The following is a 24,152-nucleotide window of genomic DNA, read 5'->3' on the forward strand; positions in this document are numbered from 1 at the left end:
GGTTTTTTCCTGCGCATGCAGTCGCCGTTATGGAAAAGCCTGCCTGGAACCAAACAGGGCGGATACCCACTAGACAGCTGTGATGAATTTTGTTTGGGAGTATTGCCATGCGCACAGAATTGAAAGCTCTCTTTAAGTTGCAGCATGACCTGGTGGAACGCTTGAAGAGGCCGGCCCAGGAACCGCCTCCGCCCGTGTTGTTGCACTATCAATCGTTGCAACCGACTTCGATGCAGTTCGATGTGTCCCTGCGCGATGGCAAGGTGCAGGCTGATACGACACTCACCGGGCGTGAGATTGCCCGCCACCTCAACCAGCCCGATAAGCACTATGTGGCTGATGGTCCTTCTGTAGCAGGTACGTTGCGGATGAAGGATGAGCGCCAGTACGTGTTTCACATCCAATCCACGCCGTCTGTTGCTGCGGTGTTCAAAAGCAGTCTTGCGGATACAACCGGCGGCGCTGGCGAGAGCCCGGGGCGCGCGCATGTGGGGAGCGTCAGCGCTGTTCAGACGACGGTGGATGGCCAGCAGTTTCGCCTGGATGGCCAGCGCCTGTTTCGTTTTGAACCGCTCACACTTTCCTGGGTGCCCGATGCGGATAGCCGGGCCTTCAGCCGCTTAGGCCTGACCCATGAGGGGCAGCTGCTGAAGACACCTTCGAGCTTCGAAGACAGTGATACGCAAGGTCATACTACGGTGTTGCTGAGGCAAGGGGCTGATGCCTCCTATGTGCATGTTCTTGGAAGCACCCCGCAGCCGATGCGCCTGGTCGATGAGGCCGGTTTGCCCGTGCAAGTGACCCGTATCGGGTTATCGGGAAACACCGTGCATGGCGCGACCACGGACGGTGAGTGGGTCCGGGCAGACCTGCGCATGGCGCACGATGGCAAATTGCTGTTGGTTCGTCAGCCCGTCGACTCGCTGGAGCAGGCATTGAGGGGGGCGGTCAATGTCGAAGGCTTCTTTCATGATGATCAAGGACAACTCAATGCCAAGGTGCGCGACGCACGGCAGCAATTGCACAGTGTGCCCTTGCGTGAAGCAAGTGATCTTCGTCCGCAATGGAACCTCAGCGACGTACTGGTCAAGGGCATTGAGAAAGGCCTGCGTCTGCCCAGTCAACAGGCACTGGCGGCGGCGGTCGACCTTGGACAGCGGGGCAAGGTGGCGTTGGACGCAGGCAGCCTGCTGACCTGGGACGCGGCGGCGCAACGTTGGCAAGACACTGCTCAACCTGGCGTCGAACATCTGGAGCGCGGGTTGGATGGTCGTGCCTACGTGCTGCAAGACGGGCAACTGAAGGCCGTGGCCATCGGTAAAGTGCGCGACCCGCTGATTGAGGGGGCCAGTCATGATTTGGCCGCGCTTCCCATTCCGCGCCCGCAGGTGTCTGTTGACGAAGTGCTTGCAGGCAATGATCAGCGACGCATTACCGGATTCGCGGTCGTGGACGGGCGCAATTTTGTCACCGTCGATCAGAATCACCAGCTTCAGGTTCATCACGATGGGGATGCGAGGCCGCTTCACGCGTCGCCTTCGATTGATATAAAAACACTGGCCTTGGATCACGTGGGTAATCTTTATGCGCACACACAGGGCGGTGAGCTGTTCAGGTTGGATCGTCAGGCCTGGCAGGGCAATACCGCGAGCGCGCAACGTTGGAGCAGGGTTGAATTACCGGGTCGCCAACCGTTGGAGTCCTTGCGCACGGGGGCTGACCATCACCTGATCGGAGGGTGGGATCAGCAGTTTTTCCAACTGGACAATGCTTCCAGCAGCGCAATGGAGTGGGGCCCGCTGCCATTGGCGCCCCAGGCGCCGTCGCTGGCCGACACGTTGGCGAGCACGCCAATGCGCGCGCAGTTCTCCGGAGGGGCACTGACGGTCAGCAGTAATGTCTTGGGACAAACCCGTGAAGGGATACCGCTCAAACGTTCATTTTTCCAAGGCATCAGCGCGCACTTTCACCCCCTGGAGGCCCTCGGCCAAAAGGCTAAAGGCGTTGCGCAACATTTCAATGGCCGCAAAGGATTGGAGAGCGTTTACGCTGACGATCAACGATTGCACCAGCAACTCAATACGCTCGCTCAGAGCCGACTGGTTTCTGCTGATCTCAATCATCGGCTCGCTGCCCTGAGCGAACCTGGGCCGCGACAGGCACTGGCCGAACAGATCCGCCAGGCGTTGACGCAGGTAGAGCAGAGCAGCCAGTCAAGCGCGCGCCGCTTGGGTGATGCACACGGTGTTGCGTTTGACCCTCAGCCCACATTGAACCGGGCGACCATTACGCCAGATTCGACGCTGCACTCGCTGTATGAAGCGTTCAAGAGAGTCTCTCCTTCGCCGGAAAAGTCGACCGCCGTGTTGCTGGCCAACTTCGAAGGGCAGGGTTTGTCGCTGCCCAAGTCCATGCCCGAGCGCAAGCGAAACCTTGACCACCCCTCGGCGCTGATCGAGGGCGACCTGATCCATCATGCGAGTACGCTCAAGCAGTTGGCGGACCTGGTACAGGCGCTCGACGCTACGTCGGGTCATAGCCCTAGTGCCTTGACGCGTATAGAAACGTCTCTGCGCGATGTCATGCAAACGTTCCAGGATAGCCCTGTGCACACGTTGGCCAGCCAAGGCATTGCCAGTTACGAGCAGGCGGAATCGTTGTATGGCAATTTCAAACTGTTGGCCAAGGACTTTGGTACGCCTGGCTCTGCGCTTCATTGGCATCTTTCGGGTCTGTTGGGGTTGCCCAAGGATGCGTCGATCAAAGAGGCGATGACGCAGCAGGTACAGCAACTGGGCAGTGGCCAGACCCTTTCTCCGAGCCGAACCCAAGGTAAAACCCTGGGGTTGATCGTGACGGGGATAAAACCGGTAGCCCCTGTGGAGTTTTTTCTGGAGGCATCCGCGTCCCACACTCATGGTGTGAGTATCAGTCGTACCGACAAAGGTGCCCGCGTTGAAATCAGCACGGACAACGCGCGACGGTTGGTGGGTTCGGTGGCTTCGGGTGTGACGCTGGGAGGTGGGGCAGGTGCGGTGAGGCCAGGCTTGAGGGTGGCTGCGGAATTGAGCGCAATGGTGGCAAAAAATAAGGGATCCAGCATTGGCTTTGATGTGAAAGAGTCAGACTTTGGCAAGATGATGGCGATCCTGACCTGCGAGACCGGGACCGTCTACGACTTACTGGCGCTGGGCGAGGGGCACTCGGCCGGCACAAGCTCGAAACTCAGTGGCGACGTTAACCTGGACGCACTTGCGCAATTGCGTTTGATGTACAGCCCTCAGGAGGACATCGCCGCCCTCGACTCAGTGATCCGCGCGGGCATTGGTGGGGTGGGCAACCTCAATCTCGCGCATGCGGATAAGAGCCAATCAAGCGCGCGTACCGCACAAGGCACCCGCCACGGTAGCGCCGCTGGCGCGCAGCTTCTGCGACAGGGCGGAGTAGGGGCCAATAGCGTGCCGCTCGGCGCGTTGGTGTTGGGCAATGCTGGCAGTGGTGGCCCCAGCGCGATTGCGTTCGCGCTGCCGGAGTTATCGGTCATGGTGCGGTTTGATCGCGGGGTATCCCAGGCCTTCAATTTTGCCTTCAAACATCCGCAACCGGTGAGCCAGTCGCAGGTTGATGAGCTCAAACGCAGCGTGTCGCTCTACTCGCCGACGTTCAGGCGGGAGCTGGCATCGACCGAGCTGTCGGAGGGCACAGTGGATCAACAGTTGGCCACTCTGCAGCAGTTCCTCGCGACTCATCCGTCCCTTGCAACAAAACCGGACGCCTATCACGCGATCAGCCAATCACTCGACAAGCTGATGAACCAGCAAAACCTGGCAAGGAATGGGTTGCGCCAACTGACGTCGGTTGAGTCATCGGTCACCCGTGTCGGCTTGCGGGACGATGGGCGCCATGCCTGGCTGGATGATGTAGCGCCGGCCAACAAAGCAGCGATTGAACAATGGATGAAGGATGATCCGCAGTTTGCCCAGGTGCTCGATCAGTTGCAGCGTGGCGAAGGCACTTCAGTCACGCTTGGCATGGAGCTCAAGCCAGAGGTCCTGCGAGCGATAGAGCGCAGTCACCTTGCCGGAGAAAGTACCGAGCCGCTGGTCAAGCGCGCATTGAGTGATCGCAACAATCTGCGGGTCAAGCACATGAGCCTGAGCTACACCGCCACCCAGTCCCATGGCATGTCGATACCCGCTATGACGAATCTCAGTTTTTCCAGCAGTGCCGGCTTGAGTCATTCCCAGGCGCGCGTCAATGCAGACCTTGAATACGGACAGGACTCCGACAAGCCATTGCGAATGAACCTGAACGACACGCTGGGTAGTCTGCCGCGCCCTGATCTGACGATTGACCTGGGAGACCTGCGCGTGAGGACGCAAGGTCTGTCAGCGAGCTGAACTCATTCCTGAAAGGTGGGTGTGTCGAATGTAGGGTGCTGCGCTAGCAGGTGGCGCCACTGCATTCGAAACCAGGGCGTGAAGTGTGCTGCCGGATCTGAGAGTTGGGCTGAGACTTCAGCGCGGCTCAGCCACTGGACCTCGCTGACCTCTTCGACGGCCGGCGAGACCACCGTGTCAGATTGAGCAACCAATACATGGCATAACTCATGTTCCGCACCGATCACCCCAAAGCGCGCATGGTATTCAAAACTGTACAGGAAGCGGCAGGAGGCGCGGACCCCCAGCTCTTCGCGCAGGCGACGACACGCTGCGTCCAGAACAGTCTCGCCAGGCGCCGGATGGCTGCAGCAGGCATTCGACCAGAATCCAGACCAAAGCATTTTGCCTGCGGCACGACGTTGAATCAGGTGACGCCCGACACTGTCGATCAGGTGAACCGAAAATGCGCGATGAAGCTGGCCCTCCCCCAGGTGTGCGTCGCGTTTATCACACACACCAATCTGACGATCGTGTGCGTCGACCAAAATCACGGAGTCTGTCATTCGGTGTCCTTTTTTGTTCAGTCACGGCTGTCTAGTCGCGCTCGCGCACTTGCCCCCAGGCGCTGATGAACGTCAACGCTGCCTCGGTGAAGGTCGCAGAGGCGCGCAGCCTGGCCATGGCATCAAGGTCATCCTGAGTGAGCAGCCCGAGCTTCAGTAACGTCGGTCCGGCTTGTGCTGTCGTTGCCGCCCAGAATGCGTCGGCCGGGCTGTTGTCGCCGATGCGGCCTTCCAGGGTGCGATACCCGATATTGCACAGTCCCCGTTCACCTAGCCGGTCGGGGAGCGTATCGGCCCAGAGCATGTCGGAGCCAATGGACTGCTCCAGGAGCGTGAAACCGGCCTGAGCGATTTTCCGGAACAGTGGGTTCGCCGTTCTCAAGCTGGGTCGCAAGCTCAAATCTTCGATCACCAGCCAGCCGCCCGGACGGACCCAGGTGGTTGCTCTGGTCAGTATGTCTTCACGCTCGGGCAGGTGGCACAACAAGGCTCTGACGTGCACCAGGTCAAAATAGGCGGCGGGGAAATCATCGGTCGCGGCATTATGCGTGACCACTTGAATGCCGGGTATGTCGTTGAGAAACCGGGTGTCAATGTCGGTGGCAATGACCGTCGCGTCGGGATGGCGCTTGCTCAGCCAGCCAGCGAATGATCCGGCACCGGCGCCGAGGTCAAGAAGGGTCAGTTTGTCCGGAAGAGGCAGTTGGCCAAACACTGTTTGGCTCAGCGGGTCAAAGGCACGCTCCAGGGTGCGCATCCGCGCCAACTGGCCGGCATGCTGATCACCGAGATAGCTGTTGGTGTAGCCGGGCTCCTCGGCTGGGTCAGTGGTGCTCACAGTACGACCTCCAGTCGAGGAGGGCAGCGGTTAAGAAAACCGTGTTCGGCGGGCTGGAACCCTGGAGCCCAGCGCACGTCTGGAAAGGTCTGTAGTAACAGGCGAGCGCCGAGGGTGATTTCCATCCGTGCAAGCATGGATCCCAGGCAGAAATGACGCCCTGCGCCGAACGCAAAGTGATTCGTCTCCTGATGGGGGCGCGACAGAGTGAAGATGTCCGGATCGGTGAACTGGTGCGGATCACGGTTGGCCGAGCCGATCAGGCACGCCAGGGTCGCGCCACAAGGAATGGTTCCGGACGGCAGCTCCAGCGATTCACGGGCCTCCCGGAGAATGAGTTGCAAAGGAGGGTTGCGTCGCAAGGTTTCAGCGAGCGCATTGTCCATCAAGTCCGGATCAGCCATCACTGCTTCTTTCACGCCGGGCTCGTTCAGCAGGTTGACGATGAGGTTTGCCAAGGCACCGTGACTGGTCTCACTGCCGGCCGTCATCAAGATCGCGCAATAGGCCCGCACGAACGCCTCGGACAAGGGCTGGCCGTCAATCCGCGCGGCCACAAGATGTGAGATCAAATCGTCGGTGGGTGCCGCGCGACGGGCGTCGATGTGGGGCCGGATGAAGTCGTAGAAACTGTCACGGTTGGATAATCCACCGGTCAACAGGGTCGGATCCTGTCGATAGTTGCCCATGTAGGCGAAGCCGATGGCACACCAGTTCTTCAGCCGAGCGACTTCCTCCGGGGTTTCAGCCGGGAGCCCCAGCGCGCGAGCCATCACCCGGACGGGCAGCACTGAGGTGAAATCGGCAACGAGGTCCACCTGGCAACGGCCACGCATCTGCGCCAGCAGGTCCATGCTCACCGAGGTGACCGATGCTTCAAGGACTGTGAGGGCCTTGCTGCGGAACGACGGGCTCAGCAACGCTCGATGCTGGGCGTGTTCACAACCGTCCATGGCCACAATGGTGTGCCCCAGCAACGGTCCGATTTGCCAGCTGTAGTTGTTGCTGCTCGTTCCGGGGTGGGTCAACGCGGCTTTGACATCCGCATAACGGCTGACCAGCCACACGTCCGTAGGCTCGTCGTAGACAATGGGCAGCGTGGTACGCAAACGCTCATAAAGGGGGTAGGGGTCGATTTCGAATTGCCGGGATTTCAGGGTAGGGGGGATGCACGCCAGGTCCACCTGTCGGTTGGCCTGACCCGTGGCGTCGGTGGCCTGCAGGTGATACCGGGAAACGTTCTTGTGCCAATCGCCCGCCGCTCGGGCAACCTGGCGCAGCCGCTCCGGGTCGGTAGCGGCGGAAGCCCGGTGGGGCCGAGCTGAGGCCTGGGTGAATGCCTCGACGGCTGTATTCAGCATGTGCAGGGCCGCTTCGATCGACTCAGGCCAGTCGGTGCCATGGGTGTCCGCTAGAATGGAGACCAGGTTGAAGCGCTCGCCACACACCACATCTTTGGCAATCGAGTGGATATCGTTCGTCCAGGTGATGATATCGGCAGCGTGCTCGCGGAGTGTGTCCCACCCTTCGATGTTGTCTGAATGCTCGTAGGGATCGAGCGTTTCGGCTGCGTCGATGAGATCAAAGAAGAACAGTGCACCGAACGAATCCCGTCGCAACGGCAGATATTCGGCCAGCGTGAGCGCTGTGCCGGTTTCGCGCATTCTCACCAGGGTCGCCTGCGCACGCAAATGCCCGAGTAAATTGCGTACAAGCCGATGCCGCCAACGCTCGTCACCCCAGCTCCGTGTCCGTGGCCACAGATCATCGATCAGGACACTGAGCATTGGGTCATCAAGCCGGCCGATTTCATCGAGTGAGTCGACACCGCCGCTCTCGGTTATGGACTGCACCGCTGCGACGAAACGTTCCAGCACGCCGTTTTCGGCCCAGGGGCCGTCATCGATCCGGTCATCGAGTGTGAGTGCCCACAGATACCAGCACACCAGGGTTTCGGCCTGGTGCGTCGGGGCTTGTCCGCACAGCGCTATTCCCAGGTCGAGCAGCGCAGTGGTGCTTAGCCGGTGCGCACCCCGACGGCCGATCAAGCCGTATCGTTGCGCCCAGGCCAGGGCATGCTCGCGCAACCGATGGCTGTCAGAACGTGGCGGCGGGCAGGAAAACGGAAGCAGTATTTCGGGAATGATCAGCGGTGCTATCGGCATGAAGCGCCCCTCTGAATAATTTGTCATATGACATCCTTGTTACATGTCCAAGCAACCTCCAGTGATGGAGGTTCAGGGCAACGTGGCTGTATTCAAACCCTGTGGAGCATGCTTGGAAGTAAATGGCTTTGGATGTCAGGTGTTTCCGACTGAGGCGCGGGAACCCCCGCAAAACTGAAGGCGAAATGGGGTTTCAGGAAGGAGGGCGTTCAGGAGAAGGCGCTGTGAGGCTGTGGTGTTTTGAAACGCCAGAAACAAGAAAGCCCGCACGAGGCGGGCTTCTTGAGGTGATTCATAGACTGCTGTAGACATCTATGGATCGGTACTTGGTGGCTACACAGTCATTTGAACCAAATTCATAACCTACTGTATTTATTATTATTTTTAGCTGTTAAGTCAGGTTGGCATACATATAGGCATACATGCCGCCGGGATCTCAACGAATGCACCTCTCATACCTGATCTTGGCATAATGTCGTGCGTCTCGACAAAACGACGGACCTCGGACTGATCTACCAAAACATGGCGTCCATTGCCTCCGAGTGGCATTACTAGCCAAATAGGCTGGAAAAACTGGATTTGCGGGTGATGTTGGATTAGATGGTTAGCCGCTAATCGTTATTTTGATGTGAGCCCCTGAACATAGGAATGCGGAGCCTTCCTATGTTCAGGGGCTTGGTCTGAAAGTCTTAATGACTTTGGTGTTGGCGACAGTCGTCAAACAAGCTATCTCCGCAGATGGGATGTCGTTTGCGGCTTCGGCGCTAACCAGTTAGTGCTAAGCGTATTGGTACGAGCTTCCGATGCTTGGTTTTATTGGACGCCGCCACACCGTTGAAACCGGCCTGGACGACAACAAGTGTTTCGTAGTGCTTGCCTGTTGCTGATGTAACGGTTACCCCCATACCCGCTGGCGTTTGAGGAAACTCTCGATGGTGTGTGCGGCCTGCTCGATTGAGGAGGTTGTGCTGTCAATGACAATTTCGGGGGCCTCCGGGCGTTCATAGGGCGAGTCAATGCCGGTGAAATTCTTGATCAGGCCTTTGCGTGCCTTGGCGTAGAGGCCCTTGGGGTCGCGCAGCTCCAGGACATGCAGAGGCGCATCGATAAATATTTCAATAAAGTCGCCGGGGACGAACAGCGCCCTGGCCATGCGGCGTTCCTGTTCGAAGGGCGAGATCAGGCAGACCAGGGTGATGACCCCAGCATCTACCATCAGCCTGCCGACCTCGGCCGTGCGCCGAATGTTTTCCTTGCGGTCGTTATCGGCAAAGCCCAGGTCGGCGGTTAAGCCCTGGCGTAGCCGGTCGCCGTCAAGCAGGCAGGTGTGCAGCCGCTTACCGTGCAGGCCGGCCTGCACGCGGTTGGCAATGCACGACTTGCCGGCCCCCGACATACCGGTGAACCACAAGAGCAATGAGCGATGCCCTTTGAGGGTGGACTGGGCCTGGCGTTCGATCTCAAACGGGTGGGGCACCAGGTCCGGGGTACGCAGGGGATGTGACGGTAGTACCAGTGACGGGGGCATGAAAGACATCTCCATGGGGGCGGATGACAGTCAGAATTCAATTACCGCTCGGTAGCGCACTGTGTTGTTGCGCAGGGCGTCCAAGGCCTGGTTGATCTGCTCTGTCGGGAAAATCTCCACCATCGGCCAGACATGGTGTTCGCTGGCAAATTCCAGCATTTTCAGCATGTCGTGACGCCCGCCGACGTTGGCGGTACTGACGGTCAAGGTCTTGTAGGTCATGGCAGGAATGTCCAGCGTGACCGGGCCGGGCATCCCGGCAAAACACAGGGTGCCATGGGGGCGCAGCAGGGCGATGGCCCGTTCCCAGTCCTGGTCGTTGGAAGCGGTGATTAGCAAGAAGTCCAGGGTATTTTCCTGTGCCTGCAACGTGGCCAAGTCCAGGGTGTAGAAATGGCGCGCACCCAGCTGTAATGCCTGGGCTTTCTTGTTATCGGAGCTCGATAACGCGGTGACCGTGCAGCCGAACTTGGCTGCAAACTGGATGGCCAGGTGGCCGAGCCCACCGATGCCCAACACGCCCACGCGCATGCCTGGCCGGGTGCCCCGTAGCAACGCGGTGAACACCGTCTGCCCGGCGCAGAACAGCGGCGCGGCCACATGAGAGGGCAGGTTGTCGGGGAGCAAGAACACGAAGCGGCTGTCGCAGGTCAGGAAGTCGGCAAACCCGCCTTTTTGCCCGTTACTGCAGGTTGGCAGCACGGCCGCACAGTGTTGCTCTTCACCCTTGAGGCACCACTCGCACGCCAGGCAGGCGCCCTTGTACCAGCCGACGCCGACGCGCTGGTCGGGGCTAAGGTGGGTAACTGCCGACCCGGTGCGCACCACGCGCCCCACAACTTCATGGCCACACACCTGTGGGTATTGGGAAGCTTCACCCCAATCGCCTTCAATCAAATGCAGATCGCTGGTGCAGGCTCCGCAATGGGTCACCTGGATCTCCACTTCGTTGGCCCCGGGATCCGGGCGCAGGTAGGTGAACGGTTCCAGTGGAGAGCCCGGCCCATAGGCGGCCCAGCCGTTAGTAGTGCGTGTCATGGGTTCACTCCTGGGTTAGGTTCAGTGCCGTGAGGTACTGTTGGGTCCATTCAGCGTCGATCACCGGGCACTCCAAATGATCAAGTAGCAGCGGCGGTGGAGGGTTGAAGTAGCTGAAGTCATCAATGATCATCGGCAGGATTAACAGCGTGCGCTGCAACACGGCCTTGCCAGGGGCCTGTTCCTTGAGTCTGGCCTGCCATTGTTCCAGGGGCAGTGGTGCATACTGGGTTGGTCCCAGAAGCGTCTGTATCCAGGCGCATAACTGGGTCCATTTGAGGTTCGCCGCAGGGTTATACAGGTGCTGTACGGGCGGTGAACCCAAGGCCTGGCCGTGGATCGCTGTGTGGGTAAATACCTGCGCGACATAGTCCACGGGGGTCAGGTTCATTGACCAGCTCGCTTCGTCTGGCCAGGCATTGAGGGCCAAGCAGCTGCGAATCAGTAGCCCGACATAGTCCTCCTGGTTTATCGACGCGCCACTGTCGGGATGTGCGGGGGCGCTGATGTCGCCACAGCGCAGAATGTTCAGGGACAGCCCGCGGCTTTCGCAAAACGCAATGGCCAAGTGTTCGGCCACCAGCTTGGCGCGGTTATAGCCGGTCGATGGCACCGGCTCCGGTAGGGTCGAGGCAAACACCACGCCGGCCCCGTTTGCGGCTGCCAGGCCGAGCACCTCGACCACACCGCCGACGTTGGTCTGGGCCAGGCGTTCATAGCGCTTGAGCCAGTTGACGTCGGCGGCGCAATGAATGATGCAGTCCACGTCTTGGCACAGCCGCTGATAGGCCGCGCTCGCTAGGCCGAATTGTGGTTGCGCCAGATCCCCGGCCATGCCCTCGACCCGAGCCGTGCGGGGCGACAATCCCAATTTGGCTACCCGACGTTGAGCCTGGGCCGCATCATCCGCACGGACCAGGCACAAGATCGTCTCCACACCGGCTGTTTGTTGCAGTTCGGCAACCACCCTGCGCCCTAGATACCCAGTCGCTCCGGTGACCATGATTGTGCGTCGGGCCAGGCGTCGCGGCGCCTGCTGCAGGCTCGCCACAGCCGTGGTCAACCGGGCCAAATAACGCTCGGCTTCTGCCGTGACCGAAAAGGCCACTTCCAACAGCGGCGTACCTTGCAGCCGATGGGCCAGCAGCCTGCTGATCCCTGCCACCGTCGAGTCGCGGGTGATATCGGCAATCGTAAGGTTCGTCTCGAATGCGCGATTGATGCGCGTCATCAAATCCAGCAGCAACAAGCTGCCGCCAATATCGATAAAGTCGCTATCGGGCCCCAGGGTGACCCCTTGCAGGTTCATGCAGCGCGCCCACAGCCTTGCCACTCGTACTTGCAGCGGCGTCAGCGGCGGTAGGTCATCCGACAGCGGTGCTAAAGGCTGCAGCAACAGGGCTTGGGCACCCAGACGCTTCTGGCTCGCTCCCGCCGGAATCGACGCGGCAAGAAAGTACCCCAGTGGCACGCTGAATGCGGGCAGGTGCTGGCCTGCCCACTGGCGCAGGGCGCCAGCAGCTGGAGGGTTGTCGGGGTCTCGGGCGCTGATAAAGGCCACCAGTTGCATATCCTGGCCCTCGCCACGGGTAGTGACCAGCGCGCTGCGTACCTCGGAGTGAGTCATCAATACCCGCTCGACGTCTGCGCTGAAGATCTTGAAACCGCGCACCTTCAAATGGGTCGTCGCACGCCCTATCAGATAAACCTCTCCGGTCTCGCTCAGCCGCACCATATCGCCGGTGCGCAGCAGCCGGTGTGCCAGCGTCGGGCAGTCGGTGGCCATTGGATTTTCCACGAAGGCACTGCGGTTTGCCGCGTCGTCATTGAGGTAGCCCATGCTGAGGCCTGGGGTATGGACGTACAGTTCACCGTGGCCACCCAGCGGCGTGCAATCGAGGGCCGGGTCTAGCACGTAGGCCTGGGTTCCGGCGGTAAATTGCAGATGTCCGTCCGGGGCGGATAACGCGACATCTCCGGCTTCATTCGAGCCATACAGGTCGATCACCCGGCAATGCGGCAGGCAGCGCACGAGATTCTGGCGCGTGGTCGCTGGCAGTTGTTCGCCGCTCAGCCACAGGCAATGCACTGCGGCAAAGGCTTGTTTGAACGCCGGCTCATCCTGCATCAGGCCTGCCGCCAGGCTGGGGGTGATCATCAATTGGCTGAGCTGGCCCCACTGGACGAATGCCCGTAGAGCCTGAGGATCCAACACCATGGCATCCGGAATCAGGCAGGCGGTGGCACCGCTGAAAATAGGGTAGTAGACATATCCAGCCATCCAAGCATTGAGGCCCACTCGGTCGCCCGGGCGGATGTGCTGTTGCCAAAGCGCCAGGGAATCAAGGCGACCGTGTTCGGCGATGGTGACAATCTTCGCCGTGCCGGTAGTGCCGGAGGTAAGCAGGCCGTAAGCTAGGTCATTGACGACAGCTGCACGTCGGGTTACGGCAGCGGGCGCGGGGTCCAGTTCGTCGAACACCAGGGTGCGATAACCGGGCGGCAAGTCGTTGAGACTGGTGGTGTCACCTACCACCACCACCGGCTGGAGGTTGGTCAGGGCCTTGGCGGTAGCCTCCAGGCCATACCAGTGAGGAATATCGAGGTAGGGCCAGCCCAGCAGGCTGCAGGCGGTCATGGTGATCAGGCTTGGAAGGTCCTTGTCCAGGCGGATAGCCACCCAGCCGCTATGGGTGCAAACTTTCGACAGGCGTTCGGCCAGCGTGGTGGCATGGGCATGCAGTTGCCTGGCATTCAGTTGCCTATGCGGTGTCATCGCGACCAACCTCTCAGGGGCTTGGTCCAGTAAGCGAAAGAAGTGTTGCTGCCATGATAGGCCCGGCGCGCTGGCAGTGCTGGCGTGGCGGTTGCTGGCGATTTGATGCGTGCGGCTACGTAGGCTCGCATTTAGCGCAAGGGTTGCCAGTTGCGCACTGATTCGCGGGGCCTGAGCGCCAGGGTTGGACGGATCGATGGCTATCAGGGGCAAGTCAAGGGCCCTGGCCGATGGCGTGTCAGGTGCCATCAGGCACAGGAACCGCTGACGCGCCTGCGCGGGAGAGCAATAGGCTATATTTTCGTCGGTCGTCAGCAGCACCAGAGGCCCGTCCTGCAACATGGCCAGTTCACGCATGGTTTCCTCGTTCAGCATCTGGCCGCTGCTGTCCAACAGCCAAAGGGCATAGTCTTCGGGGAGATGGGCCGCCAGTTGCAGGGCGCTACTGCGATGCTCGTCGGATGGGGCCAGTAACAGGACTTGGAGTCGCGTCGTGATCGGTTCATGCAGGCACTTAAGGTGATCCGCTGCATCAGCCAGCCGTTGCCAGGTGGCGGATAGCTGGAAAAACCGATAAATCACCTGCTTGTTCCGCGCCGTTTGTTCCACTATCTCAGGGAATTCCATGGCCGAGTGTGTCACCGGGGCGAACCCGGATGAGCGCTCGGCCTCATCATGCCAACCCTTGAAAAACTGCCATTGCGCAATCTGTTCCGGCTCCCATGACAACAGTCGTGGGGAATAGTCGATACCGGCAAAATCGCAGAAACGCATCAGGGTGCCTTGGGTCTCCCCCATCAAGTCGGCGTCACTGTCCAGGTACAGCACTTGGTCGCTGGGGCAATGCTCCAGTACTAGATTATGAATGCTCGCCAGCTCATCGAAACCCGACTCGGCGGCATCGAAATAAGTGGTACCGCCGCCCTGGCTGACGCGATAAAGCGATTGCATGACATCCAGTGGCTGGCGTACCAGGAAGACATGCTTGAAACCCGTCAACCAGGCGCCATCAATGGCCTGGAAGTCAAAAAAATAGGCGATCTCTTTAGCAAATTGCAGTCGCAGGGGCAAAGCGGGGCGTTGGCACAGCAGGTCCATCGCTTGGCTGTAGCGGGTGATGCCCACGGGGCCTTGTTCGGCCTGCCGGGTGCGCTCGATCAGCGCATGCTTGGCGGGAAAGTGCTGCAACAGGAAGGGTTCCGACAGCTGCTCATGCAGCACCCTCACGTCTGGATGTTGCATCACGGCCCGCTCGAAGGCGGTCGAGCGGCTCCGGGAGACGGCCCAGAGAATTACGTTGGGCAGATGAGATGACGTCAGCATAAACAGCTCCTGGGCAGGGCCTGTACACGTGAGGTGTCTAGCGCTCGCCTGCGGGTTTTTTCAGCACAATGAAACCCGACAGCAGAATAAGGACCAGGCCGGTAGCGGTTCGGCCGTTCAGCATTTCGTTGAACAACAGGGCGCCCCAGGCGATGGCAAAAATCAGGTAGGTGTAGTCAAACGCACCAATGACCGAGGTCTCACCAACTTGGTAGGCTTTGGCGAGCCCGATGCTGACGACTACCATCAGGACCGCCAATACGATCATGATCCACCAGTCGCCCTGGCCCATGGCCGACCAGCCTCCAATCAGGAATCGTAAACCGTCATCCACCGGAAAATGCGGGCCGGTCTGCAGCACCACCAAGCTGCCCACCACCCCAATGATCAGCAACGCGACATTCATGGCCAACGCCAAGAGTACGGGGTCCTCATCGGCACATTTGCCCTTGGTCACCACCACGGCAAGGGCGTATAAAATAGCGGCGAGTACAGGCAGTAGCGCATAGGTATTGAAGTCTTCGGTGCTCGGCGCCAGGGTAATCACGACCCCGACAAAACCCAGGCAGATCGCCAGCCATTTGCGTGTGGTCACGTTCTCCTTCAAGGAGAGGGCCGAGAACAAAGCGATGAACAGAGGTGTGGTATAGATAGCCAAGGCGGCGACGGTCAGGCTGATGAAGGGCAGTGCGCCGTAAAAGGCGATCCACATCAACGACAGCAGCAGGCTTCTTATCACCACCCACAGGGGAGACAGCGGCCACAAATTCGTGGCGCCGCGCAGGTGAACCACCAGCGCCATCAGAATGCCCGAGGCCAGCACAGAACGGATTACATACAGTTGCCACATTGAAGTCTCGGCACTGGTTGCCTTTATGATGGCGTCTGACACCGAGAGCAAAAATACCGAACCTACAACGATAAGAATGCTTTGTCGGTTATCAGTGGCGGTTATCGTAGTGCTTCCAGACATGAGTTTTCCTTGATTAACGGCTTTAAGGATTCTGAGTGCGCACTGGCTGTATTTAAAGTGACTTATGGTTACGCAGAAGGACTGAAAATTATGGATAATTTCAAACGCTCACTGCCCCCACTGTCCAGCCTTGTGCCTTTTGAAGCGGCGGCGCGACTTGAGAGCTTTTCCAAAGCCTCTGAAGAGTTGAACTTGACCCAGGCCGCAATTAGCAAACAGGTGCGTTCTCTCGAAGAATTCCTGGGTGTTGCGTTATTTACCCGCAGAAATCGGGCGGTATTCCTGACGGCGGCGGGTGTCGAATTTCGCGATGCCGTTCGGACGGCATTCCTGGGTATTGCGTCGCAAGCCGAAGATCTGAAAAAAGGCCGGGAAAGCAGCGAAGTAGTCCTAGTGGCACAGTTGTGCGAAGCTTTCTATTGGCTGACGCCCAATATTCCCGCGCTGCATAGGAAGTACCCGGATCTGGAGGTGCGCCTTAACGCATCGACCCAGCCCATCACCGCAACCGCTGAAAAATTTGATATCGCCATCCAGACCTCAGGCCGGGCTTCTGGCGATCACACGCGGCTGTTTACCTTGAGCGATGACATCTATCCGGTATGTAGCCCACGCTACCTCGCTTCTTTTGGCAGCACGCCGCTGGTCTTGGCGGACTTGGCCAACCTGCCGCTGCTGCACCACGTTGCAGTACCGCAAGACTGGAGCACCTGGAACGATTGGTTGCTGGAATTCGGCATCAAGGCGGGTGGCTCCAAGGACAAATTCTTCGACAGCTATCCAGTGATGATGCAGGCTTGTGTCGAGGGGTTCGGTTTTGCATTGGGGTGGCGTCGGACCACCGAAAAAATGCTCGCCAGCGGCGACCTGGTACGGCCCTTTGCCGAATCCACCCATCTGCCGGAAGCTCTGAGCGTCTACAAATGGCGAGACGCCAACCTGCGTCCGGCAGCCCGGCAGTTGCTGGATTGGTTGAAGTCATCCTTTGGTGACTGAGGCGCAATGCCTGCGTTCGGTCCTTCGCTGATAAGGCAGGGCAGATTAACAGCGAAAGCTAGAGCGCAGGACCGTTCGCTGAGGAGCTCGCTTGCGATAGCGGCAGTTGGAACACCGCAGGGTGTCAGATATTCAACGTCATCATTAACGACCACCTCAGGCAAGCCAGCTCCGACAAGGAGACGCGCACGGCTCAACGGCCAGATTACTATTAGGTGGCGACGGTAGCACTGCCGGTACTTATGGCATCTGATACACCACTATCGCAGCCTCGCTCTCGACATAAACCCCAAGGGGGCGTTTTCAAAGACCCTAAGAGGGTGTCAGCAGGCCAAGGGCCGCCAGGGTTTTTTTCTGGATGTCATGCACGGCATGTTCGCTATTAGCACCCAGGCCCGGGTCAACGACAAAACGTCCCTGCTGGTAGCCATCACTGCTCAAGCCCCGCTGGACGCTAGCGCACAGGGGCACATCTTCTTCGCGAATAACCGCTACAAAATCGATGACTTCCTGCTCTTCCCGAGTGGGTGTGGCGGCATCGCAAAACCATTCGACCACTTGCAAGGTGTGATCCACTGCGATGGGGATGTGGTGCAGGACATTCATATAGCCCCCTGGGTACACCTCCAGGCAAAAGTTTGGCCATAAGTACCATGCACCAAACTGACGGGACTGTGGTGAGGTTTCCTTCATCGTATACCCTTGATTTGTTCCACTGTCGTGGCTGACATGGGCGTGGTAATGCTCATGGATCGCCAAGTGGTAGCTCTTGAGATCAAGGGTGGCCATGGACAATGTCGGATGGCACATCGGGCAGTGATAACACTCCGAATAGTTTTCCACCGAAACTTTCCAGTTGGACTGCACGCTGTAGTTCTTGGAATACGCATGGGACAATTTTTCCGGCGCCGGAGCAAAGGATCTTATGGAGTCTTCCAGGCCGGGAAGCAGGGCTTGCATGGATGCGCATTTGCTGTCGAAATTGATAAAAATAAACCCGCAAAATACCTCAAGCCGGATGGGCACGAGTTGCACCTGCTCAGTACAGAAGTCCTTGAGATGCTCGGACTTTCGCGCGCTGACCAACTGGCCCTGGGTGTTATAGGTCCAGGCATGGTAAGGGCAGGTCAACAGCCCGGGCACATGGCCACTCCCCTCCACGAGCCGGTGTGCACGATGCTGGCAAACATTGTGGAATGCCTTGAAGTCGCCGTCCTTGTCTTTGACCACCAGGGCACTCTGGCGACCCAGGTCCCGGACGTAATAGTCACCGGCCTGGGCCAAGGCTGAAACGTGGCAAACGTACTGCCAGGTCTTGCAGAAAATCAGCTCCATTTCCTGTTCGAAGAGCCGGCTATCCACATAGTGTTCGCTGGGTAAGGTGAAGGATGCAAAGGGATCCGCGTCGAAGCCGCGAGCCAGATGCAAGGATGATGGGGCGCTGGACATGGAGCCTCCATGGATCAACGTGGTGGAAAGGGCCGCGGCGCTCAACTGTACTGCGCGACCGGTGATTCGAAATGCCGGGGGGCGAGTTCGAGCCCCAGCCCCGGGCTGTCCAGTACATACGCGCGGCCCTGGCGAATATCGAACCCACCCGTGGCCAATTGCACATCGTGGTGCCGGCAGCAGTTCCAGCTCGCGCGATGAAAACGCGCTGGCGTCGCGGTGGCCAGATGCATGACGGCGCTGTCCGAAATCAAGGTGCCGCCGACGTCCTCAATGTTCATCTGGATTCCGTGATGGATGCAGAAGTCGCGCAGTTGCCGGGCCTTGGTCAAGCCACCGACCCGACCGATTTTCAGCCCGATGACCTGAGTGATGTTATGGCGTTGGGCATACGCCAGGTCTGCCAGGGTCACAATAGACTCATCAAGGATAATCGGATTACGAGTCAGCTCGCGCACGGCGCGGCACTGATCCATGGACTCACAGGGCTGTTCGAAACACACCGTAGGATCCTGCACGCTGTTCATCACCGCGACGGCATCGGCCACCGTCCAGGCACGATTGACGTCGAACGTAATCACCTCGCCCGGCAAACGCTGCGCAATCAGGTAGTTGATCCGCGTTACATCCTCTTCGACACCGGTGCCGACCTTGCAAGAATGGGTGCGGTAACCCTGCTGTCGGGCGGCCGCCAGGTGTGTGGCCATAAGGTCGGGGTTGTCTGTGGGAATGCTGCTCTGCAAGGCAATCGAGTCCTGGAACTTACCCCCCAGCAGGGCATACAACGGGAGGTTGCAGTGCTTGCCGAGAATGTCCCAGCACGCCAGGTCAATTGCCGCTTTCACATACGGGTGCCCGGGCAGCATCACGTCCATCCGCTCGTTGATCTGGTCCAGGTGCAACGGGTTTTCCCCCATCAGATGGGGCGCCAGTTCATCGATCCCCGCCCGTACGCCTCTGGCATAGGCCGGCAGGTAGGTGGCGCCCCATGGGCAGCTTTCACCCACCCCCAGCAAACCGCTGTCGGTACCTATCACGACCACGGTGGAATCCAGCGCGGCATAGTGCAGGCGACCGCCGCTGAGGCTGTATTTTTCCTTGAGCGGGACGTCGAACTGGTAGACCTTGATGGACGTTATTTTCATGGCACAAGTACCCCCTCGGCCTCGGAAAGACCCGCCATGCGGGGCGAGATGGCAACATCCAGGATCGATTGTTGGAAAATCCGGTTGATAACGCTCAGCTTTAGCTCATGGCGTTTTTGATCGACTACCGCGATGCTGTCGAAGCACGGCTCGTAGCTGTCCATGTGTTCGGCCACCCAACTAGGGCCGCAGCTCCAGTTGACGACCTGGGTGACCAGCGAGGGCGACAGGCCCATGGCGCCGCCAATTTCAGCGGCCTCCCCGAGGATGACCCGGTTGATACAGGCGAGGAATTCCACCAGATGCGTCGCCAGCTTGATCTTTTGGTTGTCGGTAAACCGGATGCCGGAGTGGAACGTTCCCGGCAGTGTGGGGGTGATCCGGCCGAAGGCATCCTCGGTAAAAGCGCCGCTGTGTCGGTAGTTACGATTGGCGCCGTAGGGCGAGGGTGCCTGGAAGTCGGCCAGCGCAAGCGCAATGCTGTTTTCCTGTTCGCTCAAGGCTGCGACCTTGACGTGATTGTCCTGAGTGTCGAACCGCGCTCCGGCCTGTCGATAACGATCAGCGATGATCCGCCCCAAGGGCATCGCCACCCCCAACTCATCGGCCAGCGCCTCGGTGAGGCTCATGTCCTTGACCGTGATCTCCAGGGTGCACGAATGGTCGTAGCTGGCGTCGAGCATAAACGGGGTCAACTGATTGCTGACAAAGCAGTTACCGCGGGAGGTTTTTACGAAATCCCAGAACCAGTGCAGCGGGATCTCATTGGCCCGGGCCAGCACCAGCAACTCGGCCCACACGGCGGTGGCGGCGTAAAACAGCAGGTTGGTCAGTAACTTGACGGACTGCCCGGTGCCGATCTCACCTACATAAAATGCCTTGCGGCCCATGGTCTCCAGCACGCTGTGACTTGATTGATAACCGATTTTGTCGCCACCGATGTAGAAACACACATTGGCGAAATCCACCCCCATATGCGACAGATTGCTGACCGGGGCTTCAAGGCTATGGATGTGTTTTTGTCGGGCCAGTCCGGCGATATGCCGGGTGTTGTGGTAATCGGTGGTGGAGGTATCGATCCATACCGAATTTTCCGCCATCCCGGCCAGCGCACCCTCCGGCCCGGTCATGTTTTCCAGCACATGATGGGGTAGGGGCAGGCAGGTCACGACAACCCCACAACCGCTGGCACACAGCGCGGGGGTGGCCTTCCAGCGAGCACCTGCAGCGATCACGGAGCTCGCACGTGTCGGGTCGATGTCATACACCTGAACCTCGTATCCGGCGAGCAGCAGACGCTCCACCAGTGGCCGGCCCATATTTCCAACGCCGATGAAGGCGATTTTGTTTGGCTCTGCGGTGTGCATATCGCTTCTCCTGTGGGCCGCTTCAAGCGAACTCGCGCGCCCTGCCGGCGCCCTGGCCGGATACCCAGATGGAATTGAAGTTATCGAGCATGACCTGCCGGCAGGCGACCGTTTGATCACTGCCTAGCGGGGTAAACACGGCATCAATGTCCGGGTACACAAAAAACGGCAGTGACACCCTGGCGCTGCTTGCACGGTGGATCACCTGGTGCGGCGTACTGGTAAACAGGCCGTTGCTCCACTTCATCAACATATCGCCGAGATTCACCACCACTTCGTTGGCGCGGCAAGGAACGTCGATCCAGCGGCCTTGTGAAAAGGCACTGAGGGCGCAGGCATCTCGCGGGTCCTGGAACAGCAAGGTGAACATGCCGTTGTCGGTGTGCTTGCCCGCGCCACTGCCCGAGGGTGGGTAATACAGCGCGCGCTGGATCAGCACCGGGTTGGAAAAAAACGCCTGGAAAAAATCACGGTCCAGCCCGAGGGATAGGGCCAAGCCGCGCAGTAGTGCGGGCACTACCCGGTCCAGTACTTCTTGTTGCAGAGCGAGCATGGACTTGGCAAAGCCGGGGGCCTGACCCTCGCTGGGCAACAGGTTCGGCCCGGTAAACGGCAAGTCGCAGGCCGGCGCTTCCCGGCCCATGTCGAAATGCTGCTTTCGATCCGGGCCGGTGGGGGGATGCAAGGTCTCGCCAAACGTATCGACATATCCACGGCACGTCTTGGGGATGACCACTTGCCGGTCCTGGCAGAACTGGTTCTTGGTGGACAGTGGCAGCGCGAAGAATTGGCGGGCGGTGTCCAAGGCATCCGCTATCAACGAGGGCTGTATGCCATGATCGGCCAGGTAGAAGAATCCATCATTGACGCAACATTTGCGCAAACAGCTGATTTCATAATCTGCTTGGGTCGATTCAAGACGCTCAAGGGAAATACTATTGAGCACATCCATGTTCGACTCCTGATTATTTGTTGACGGCAAACGCCAAGTAGTGGGCTTGCACGTCGTTCAAGTAAGCGGCGTTCATAAACGAAGGCAATACAGAAAGTTGTCTGGAGGCCGTTAGTTTATGCAGTAGGGAGTCAAAGTGTTCTGCTGTATAAAAAGTACAGCGCGTACTCAGTAGGATCAGTCCGCTATTTTTTGTGATTCGCATAAGCTCATGGATGGCCTCTGTGGGTAGATGGCCCTCGATAAATGCACCGCAGCAAAAGGTTGCGTCATACTGGTTGTCAGCGATCATTGGATTATGTTCAGTAAGATCCACCCCACCATACAATGTTGCATAGGCCCGGGTTTCGCGCGCCAAGTTAGTCATGGCCGGCGATAAATCACAACCATCGACAGGCGAAAATCCCCGCAGCATCAGTTCTTTACCGACCAGACCGGTTCCGCAGCAAGCATCCATGATTCGCATGGGGCGGCGCGCTTCAGAGGCCGGGAGCAACGAGTCGAAGAGGTCACCGAGCATGCGGGGGCCGCAGTAGTTTTCTTCAGATACATCGTTGTCATAATCGACTGACCAGGTTTCGTAATAATTCCTCAACCGCGAATAGTCACGATCAAAGTTAAGCGCCTGGTTAACGGAAGTTGGCGGTAAAGGTCGGCCACCTTTGATAGCGTAGTTTTCGCTGGCCATTCTGTATTCTCCGAAAAAATTAATCTTCAGGTTGAATTGAACAGTGGTTGCTGCTTGGAGGGCTATTCTTATTCGTCAACTATGGCGCTGTAAATAGCAGGTAGACGACTTATCCTACAGATTATTCCTTATAGTTAACTGTTCGTTATACATTGCATTTATTTTCCGCTGATCATCAAGAAGCAATGAGCCTGCCTTGACAGAAAACTCCTCAGTACCTTGACGCCTTACCTTCAGCCATCATCACGCTAATGCAGGCAGGGCACCACGCCCATGCTATTGCTTAATTTATTCGGCGATCATGGCGCCACACGGGTGGCGAGCCTGGTAGCCAAGGCACAAGGGCTGGGTGGACAAAATTCTGCTGAATGGCAAAGCCTTTGCCTTTACCGCCGAAGACCTTTGGACAGCAAGATGCGGGCATCCTTTACCACTATGTCCCCGGTCTATACATACCTGTAAAGCGGGCAGAGCGAAGCTGGTCTATGACGTCGTTGACGATGAACGCTATGGATAAGCTTGTGGTCACCTTACGTTCATCAAGGCACGACGATTCCATTTTCCCTAGCGAACCGCTGGACTCTGGTTCGTCCTAACCTTTAGGCAGCACGCACCATCGTGTCGTGGAGCAGAAGCCAGATCAATCTTCCAAGGTAATCTGAAACGGTAATTTATCCTATTGATTATTATCGTTAATATTAGTTGTGTATTTTGATTGAGATACCAAATGGAATACCTCACGAGATAGCACTCCATTGGCCCCGCCTGTATTAGATCTGAAAATCTTGCTTCCCATCCACGATAAGTACTGACTTTCCTTACAGGTTGATCCAGCAGAATCATTTCGGTACCTGCAAGGGGCAGCGGGCGTTAGATGATGCCTATAACAGGCGTAGGCGCATAATCGCATCGGTGACGGCTCGTGCATTTTTGTCCAGCGTTTCCATGGCCCCCATTGCGTTAGCGGCGACACTTTCCACTCCATTCTCTGAAATCCATTTGGTCACTTCTTCAAGGGCCGCTGCTAGGGCGTGCTGGTTGTGCAGGAGCAGCGTGAGAGCATCCGCTGTGGCTATGTTGGCTTCAGAGTTATCTGGCATGGGGATCGTCCTTGAGTCACTGGTGTGGGAAGACTAGCTGAACACGCCGCTGGCTGGCGGCCACTTCTCTAGATCCGCTGACACCTGGGTAGTTGCACTGACTTGACGACTCATTTGCAGTCGACCTAACCAGCCATTGTAATGGATTTGACCCAACCCCTCGCAACCATGACCAGCAGTGAACGGCCAGGGGCAGTCACTCAGCGTCAAAAAAAGCCAGAGGCGATCCAGTATGATGCGCCAGGTGTTATGGAATGACATCGCCTAAGGAGTAGTCATGATAAAACCACCGTTCAAAATTCTTAAATCTCATCTAGTGGATGCGTTTTTCATTACGGCCGAAAAGTTATATCGCGAATTCGAGGAACCTCTAGAGGCAGTGGATAGATTCAGAAGTGGACGAATCTATTTTCTTGTCAAACGACGCAAAGCGCGGTTTTCCAGTGTCTGTCTAAGCAAAAAGTGCCAGATCGTGTTTAAGTATGCCTCGCAGGGCATGCTGTCGCGCCCGCACAAGGTCAACATTGCTCAACTGCTGCATGGCGCGCCGGCTATCAATAAAAAATACTTTCCGACCCCGGCCCATTTGCAATCAATGATTCAATATGTCAAGTCCGCGGATGAGTATGAGCGCCTGCTGAAGCGAGAGCCCTTGGTCGCAGCCGTCATGCCGGGAAGCGGGGAGAAGGAGCGCGCGGATCGGGCAATCGCCTACCATTTCCTGACACCTGCGGACCCGACGCCCAAGGATAAAAACAGGCATATCATCTTTGCTCATCAACTGCTGCGTGTTACCGATGACCTTCCGGAAAAATACGAAGTCTGAATCGCCCCTAGTTTCGTAGACACCTCCAAGCCTTAAAATGAGG

The 24,152-nt window shown here is 58.2% G+C and carries 16 protein-coding genes; 3 read left to right on the forward strand and 13 right to left on the reverse strand.

The window, feature by feature from the left end; genetic code table 11:
* Positions 1-107 precede the first annotated feature (107 nt).
* Complete coding sequence (locus H096_RS12075; RefSeq protein ID WP_033898439.1) at positions 108-4,400, forward strand: AvrE-family type 3 secretion system effector; 4,293 nt, start codon at positions 108-110, stop codon at positions 4,398-4,400.
* A gap of 2 nt (positions 4,401-4,402) precedes the next feature.
* Here H096_RS12075 and idi read toward each other — a convergent pair whose 3' ends face one another.
* The 7 genes from idi to H096_RS12110 form a co-directional block, all read right to left on the reverse strand.
* Positions 4,403-4,945, reverse strand: coding sequence for an isopentenyl-diphosphate Delta-isomerase (gene idi / locus H096_RS12080; RefSeq protein WP_051422014.1), 543 nt, complete (start codon positions 4,943-4,945; stop codon positions 4,403-4,405).
* Positions 4,946-4,976: 31 nt separating this feature from the next.
* A complete protein-coding gene (locus H096_RS12085; protein ID WP_033898442.1) occupies positions 4,977-5,783 on the reverse strand; it encodes a class I SAM-dependent methyltransferase in 807 nt (268 codons plus the stop codon).
* The gene (locus tag H096_RS33120; RefSeq protein WP_241495492.1) at positions 5,780-7,975 is read right to left on the reverse strand and encodes a cytochrome P450; all 2,196 of its coding nucleotides are present in this window, start codon (positions 7,973-7,975) and stop codon (positions 5,780-5,782) included. The genes H096_RS12085 and H096_RS33120 overlap by 4 nt, the downstream gene beginning before the upstream one ends.
* 868 nt (positions 7,976-8,843) lie before the next feature.
* Positions 8,844-9,476, reverse strand: coding sequence for an adenylyl-sulfate kinase (gene cysC, locus H096_RS12095; RefSeq protein WP_050587212.1), 633 nt, complete (start codon positions 9,474-9,476; stop codon positions 8,844-8,846).
* A 30-nt stretch (positions 9,477-9,506) separates the two neighbouring features.
* Complete coding sequence (locus tag H096_RS33125; protein ID WP_032902215.1) at positions 9,507-10,514, reverse strand: NAD(P)-dependent alcohol dehydrogenase; 1,008 nt, start codon at positions 10,512-10,514, stop codon at positions 9,507-9,509.
* A 4-nt stretch (positions 10,515-10,518) separates the two neighbouring features.
* Positions 10,519-14,613, reverse strand: a complete 4,095-nt coding sequence (locus H096_RS12105; RefSeq protein WP_032902216.1) for an SDR family oxidoreductase — start codon at positions 14,611-14,613, stop codon at positions 10,519-10,521.
* A 37-nt stretch (positions 14,614-14,650) separates the two neighbouring features.
* Positions 14,651-15,586 carry a DMT family transporter gene (locus H096_RS12110; RefSeq protein WP_032902217.1) on the reverse strand — a complete coding sequence of 312 codons (936 nt, stop codon included), beginning with the start codon at positions 15,584-15,586 and terminating at the stop codon, positions 14,651-14,653.
* Positions 15,587-15,595: 9 nt separating this feature from the next.
* Here H096_RS12110 and H096_RS12115 point away from each other — a divergent pair, with 9 nt between their 5' ends.
* On the forward strand, positions 15,596-16,582 hold the full coding sequence (locus H096_RS12115; protein ID WP_232964618.1) for a LysR substrate-binding domain-containing protein: 987 nt from the start codon (positions 15,596-15,598) through the stop codon (positions 16,580-16,582).
* Positions 16,583-16,894: 312 nt separating this feature from the next.
* Here the strand turns inward: H096_RS12115 and H096_RS12120 are convergent, their stop codons facing one another.
* The 6 genes from H096_RS12120 to H096_RS12145 form a co-directional block, all read right to left on the reverse strand.
* Entirely contained in the window at positions 16,895-18,031 is a 1,137-nt protein-coding gene (locus tag H096_RS12120; protein WP_032902219.1) for an aromatic ring-hydroxylating dioxygenase subunit alpha, read from the reverse strand.
* Between the two features lie 41 nt (positions 18,032-18,072).
* On the reverse strand, positions 18,073-19,176 hold the full coding sequence (locus H096_RS12125) for a mandelate racemase/muconate lactonizing enzyme family protein (RefSeq protein WP_032902220.1): 1,104 nt from the start codon (positions 19,174-19,176) through the stop codon (positions 18,073-18,075).
* On the reverse strand, positions 19,173-20,543 hold the full coding sequence (locus H096_RS12130; RefSeq protein WP_081036805.1) for an NAD(P)-dependent oxidoreductase: 1,371 nt from the start codon (positions 20,541-20,543) through the stop codon (positions 19,173-19,175). Before H096_RS12130 ends, H096_RS12125 begins: the two co-directional genes overlap by 4 nt.
* Positions 20,544-20,565: 22 nt before the next feature.
* Positions 20,566-21,495 (reverse strand): 2-oxoglutarate and iron-dependent oxygenase domain-containing protein, encoded by a 930-nt coding sequence (locus H096_RS33130; protein WP_032902221.1) that lies wholly within the window; start codon positions 21,493-21,495, stop codon positions 20,566-20,568.
* 13 nt (positions 21,496-21,508) lie between these two features.
* Positions 21,509-22,183, reverse strand: coding sequence for a class I SAM-dependent methyltransferase (locus H096_RS12140; RefSeq protein WP_050587213.1), 675 nt, complete (start codon positions 22,181-22,183; stop codon positions 21,509-21,511).
* A gap of 881 nt (positions 22,184-23,064) precedes the next feature.
* Positions 23,065-23,283 carry a hypothetical protein gene (locus H096_RS12145; RefSeq protein WP_032902222.1) on the reverse strand — a complete coding sequence of 73 codons (219 nt, stop codon included), beginning with the start codon at positions 23,281-23,283 and terminating at the stop codon, positions 23,065-23,067.
* 277 nt (positions 23,284-23,560) lie between these two features.
* On the opposite strand from H096_RS12145, the gene H096_RS12150 reads away from it, so the two are divergent.
* Positions 23,561-24,109 (forward strand): hypothetical protein, encoded by a 549-nt coding sequence (locus H096_RS12150; protein ID WP_033898443.1) that lies wholly within the window; start codon positions 23,561-23,563, stop codon positions 24,107-24,109.
* Positions 24,110-24,152: the final 43 nt, after the last annotated feature.

It is taken from the genome of Pseudomonas sp. FH1 (assembly GCF_000510895.2).
Classification (GTDB): Bacteria; Pseudomonadota; Gammaproteobacteria; order Pseudomonadales; family Pseudomonadaceae; genus Aquipseudomonas; species Aquipseudomonas azotoformans_A.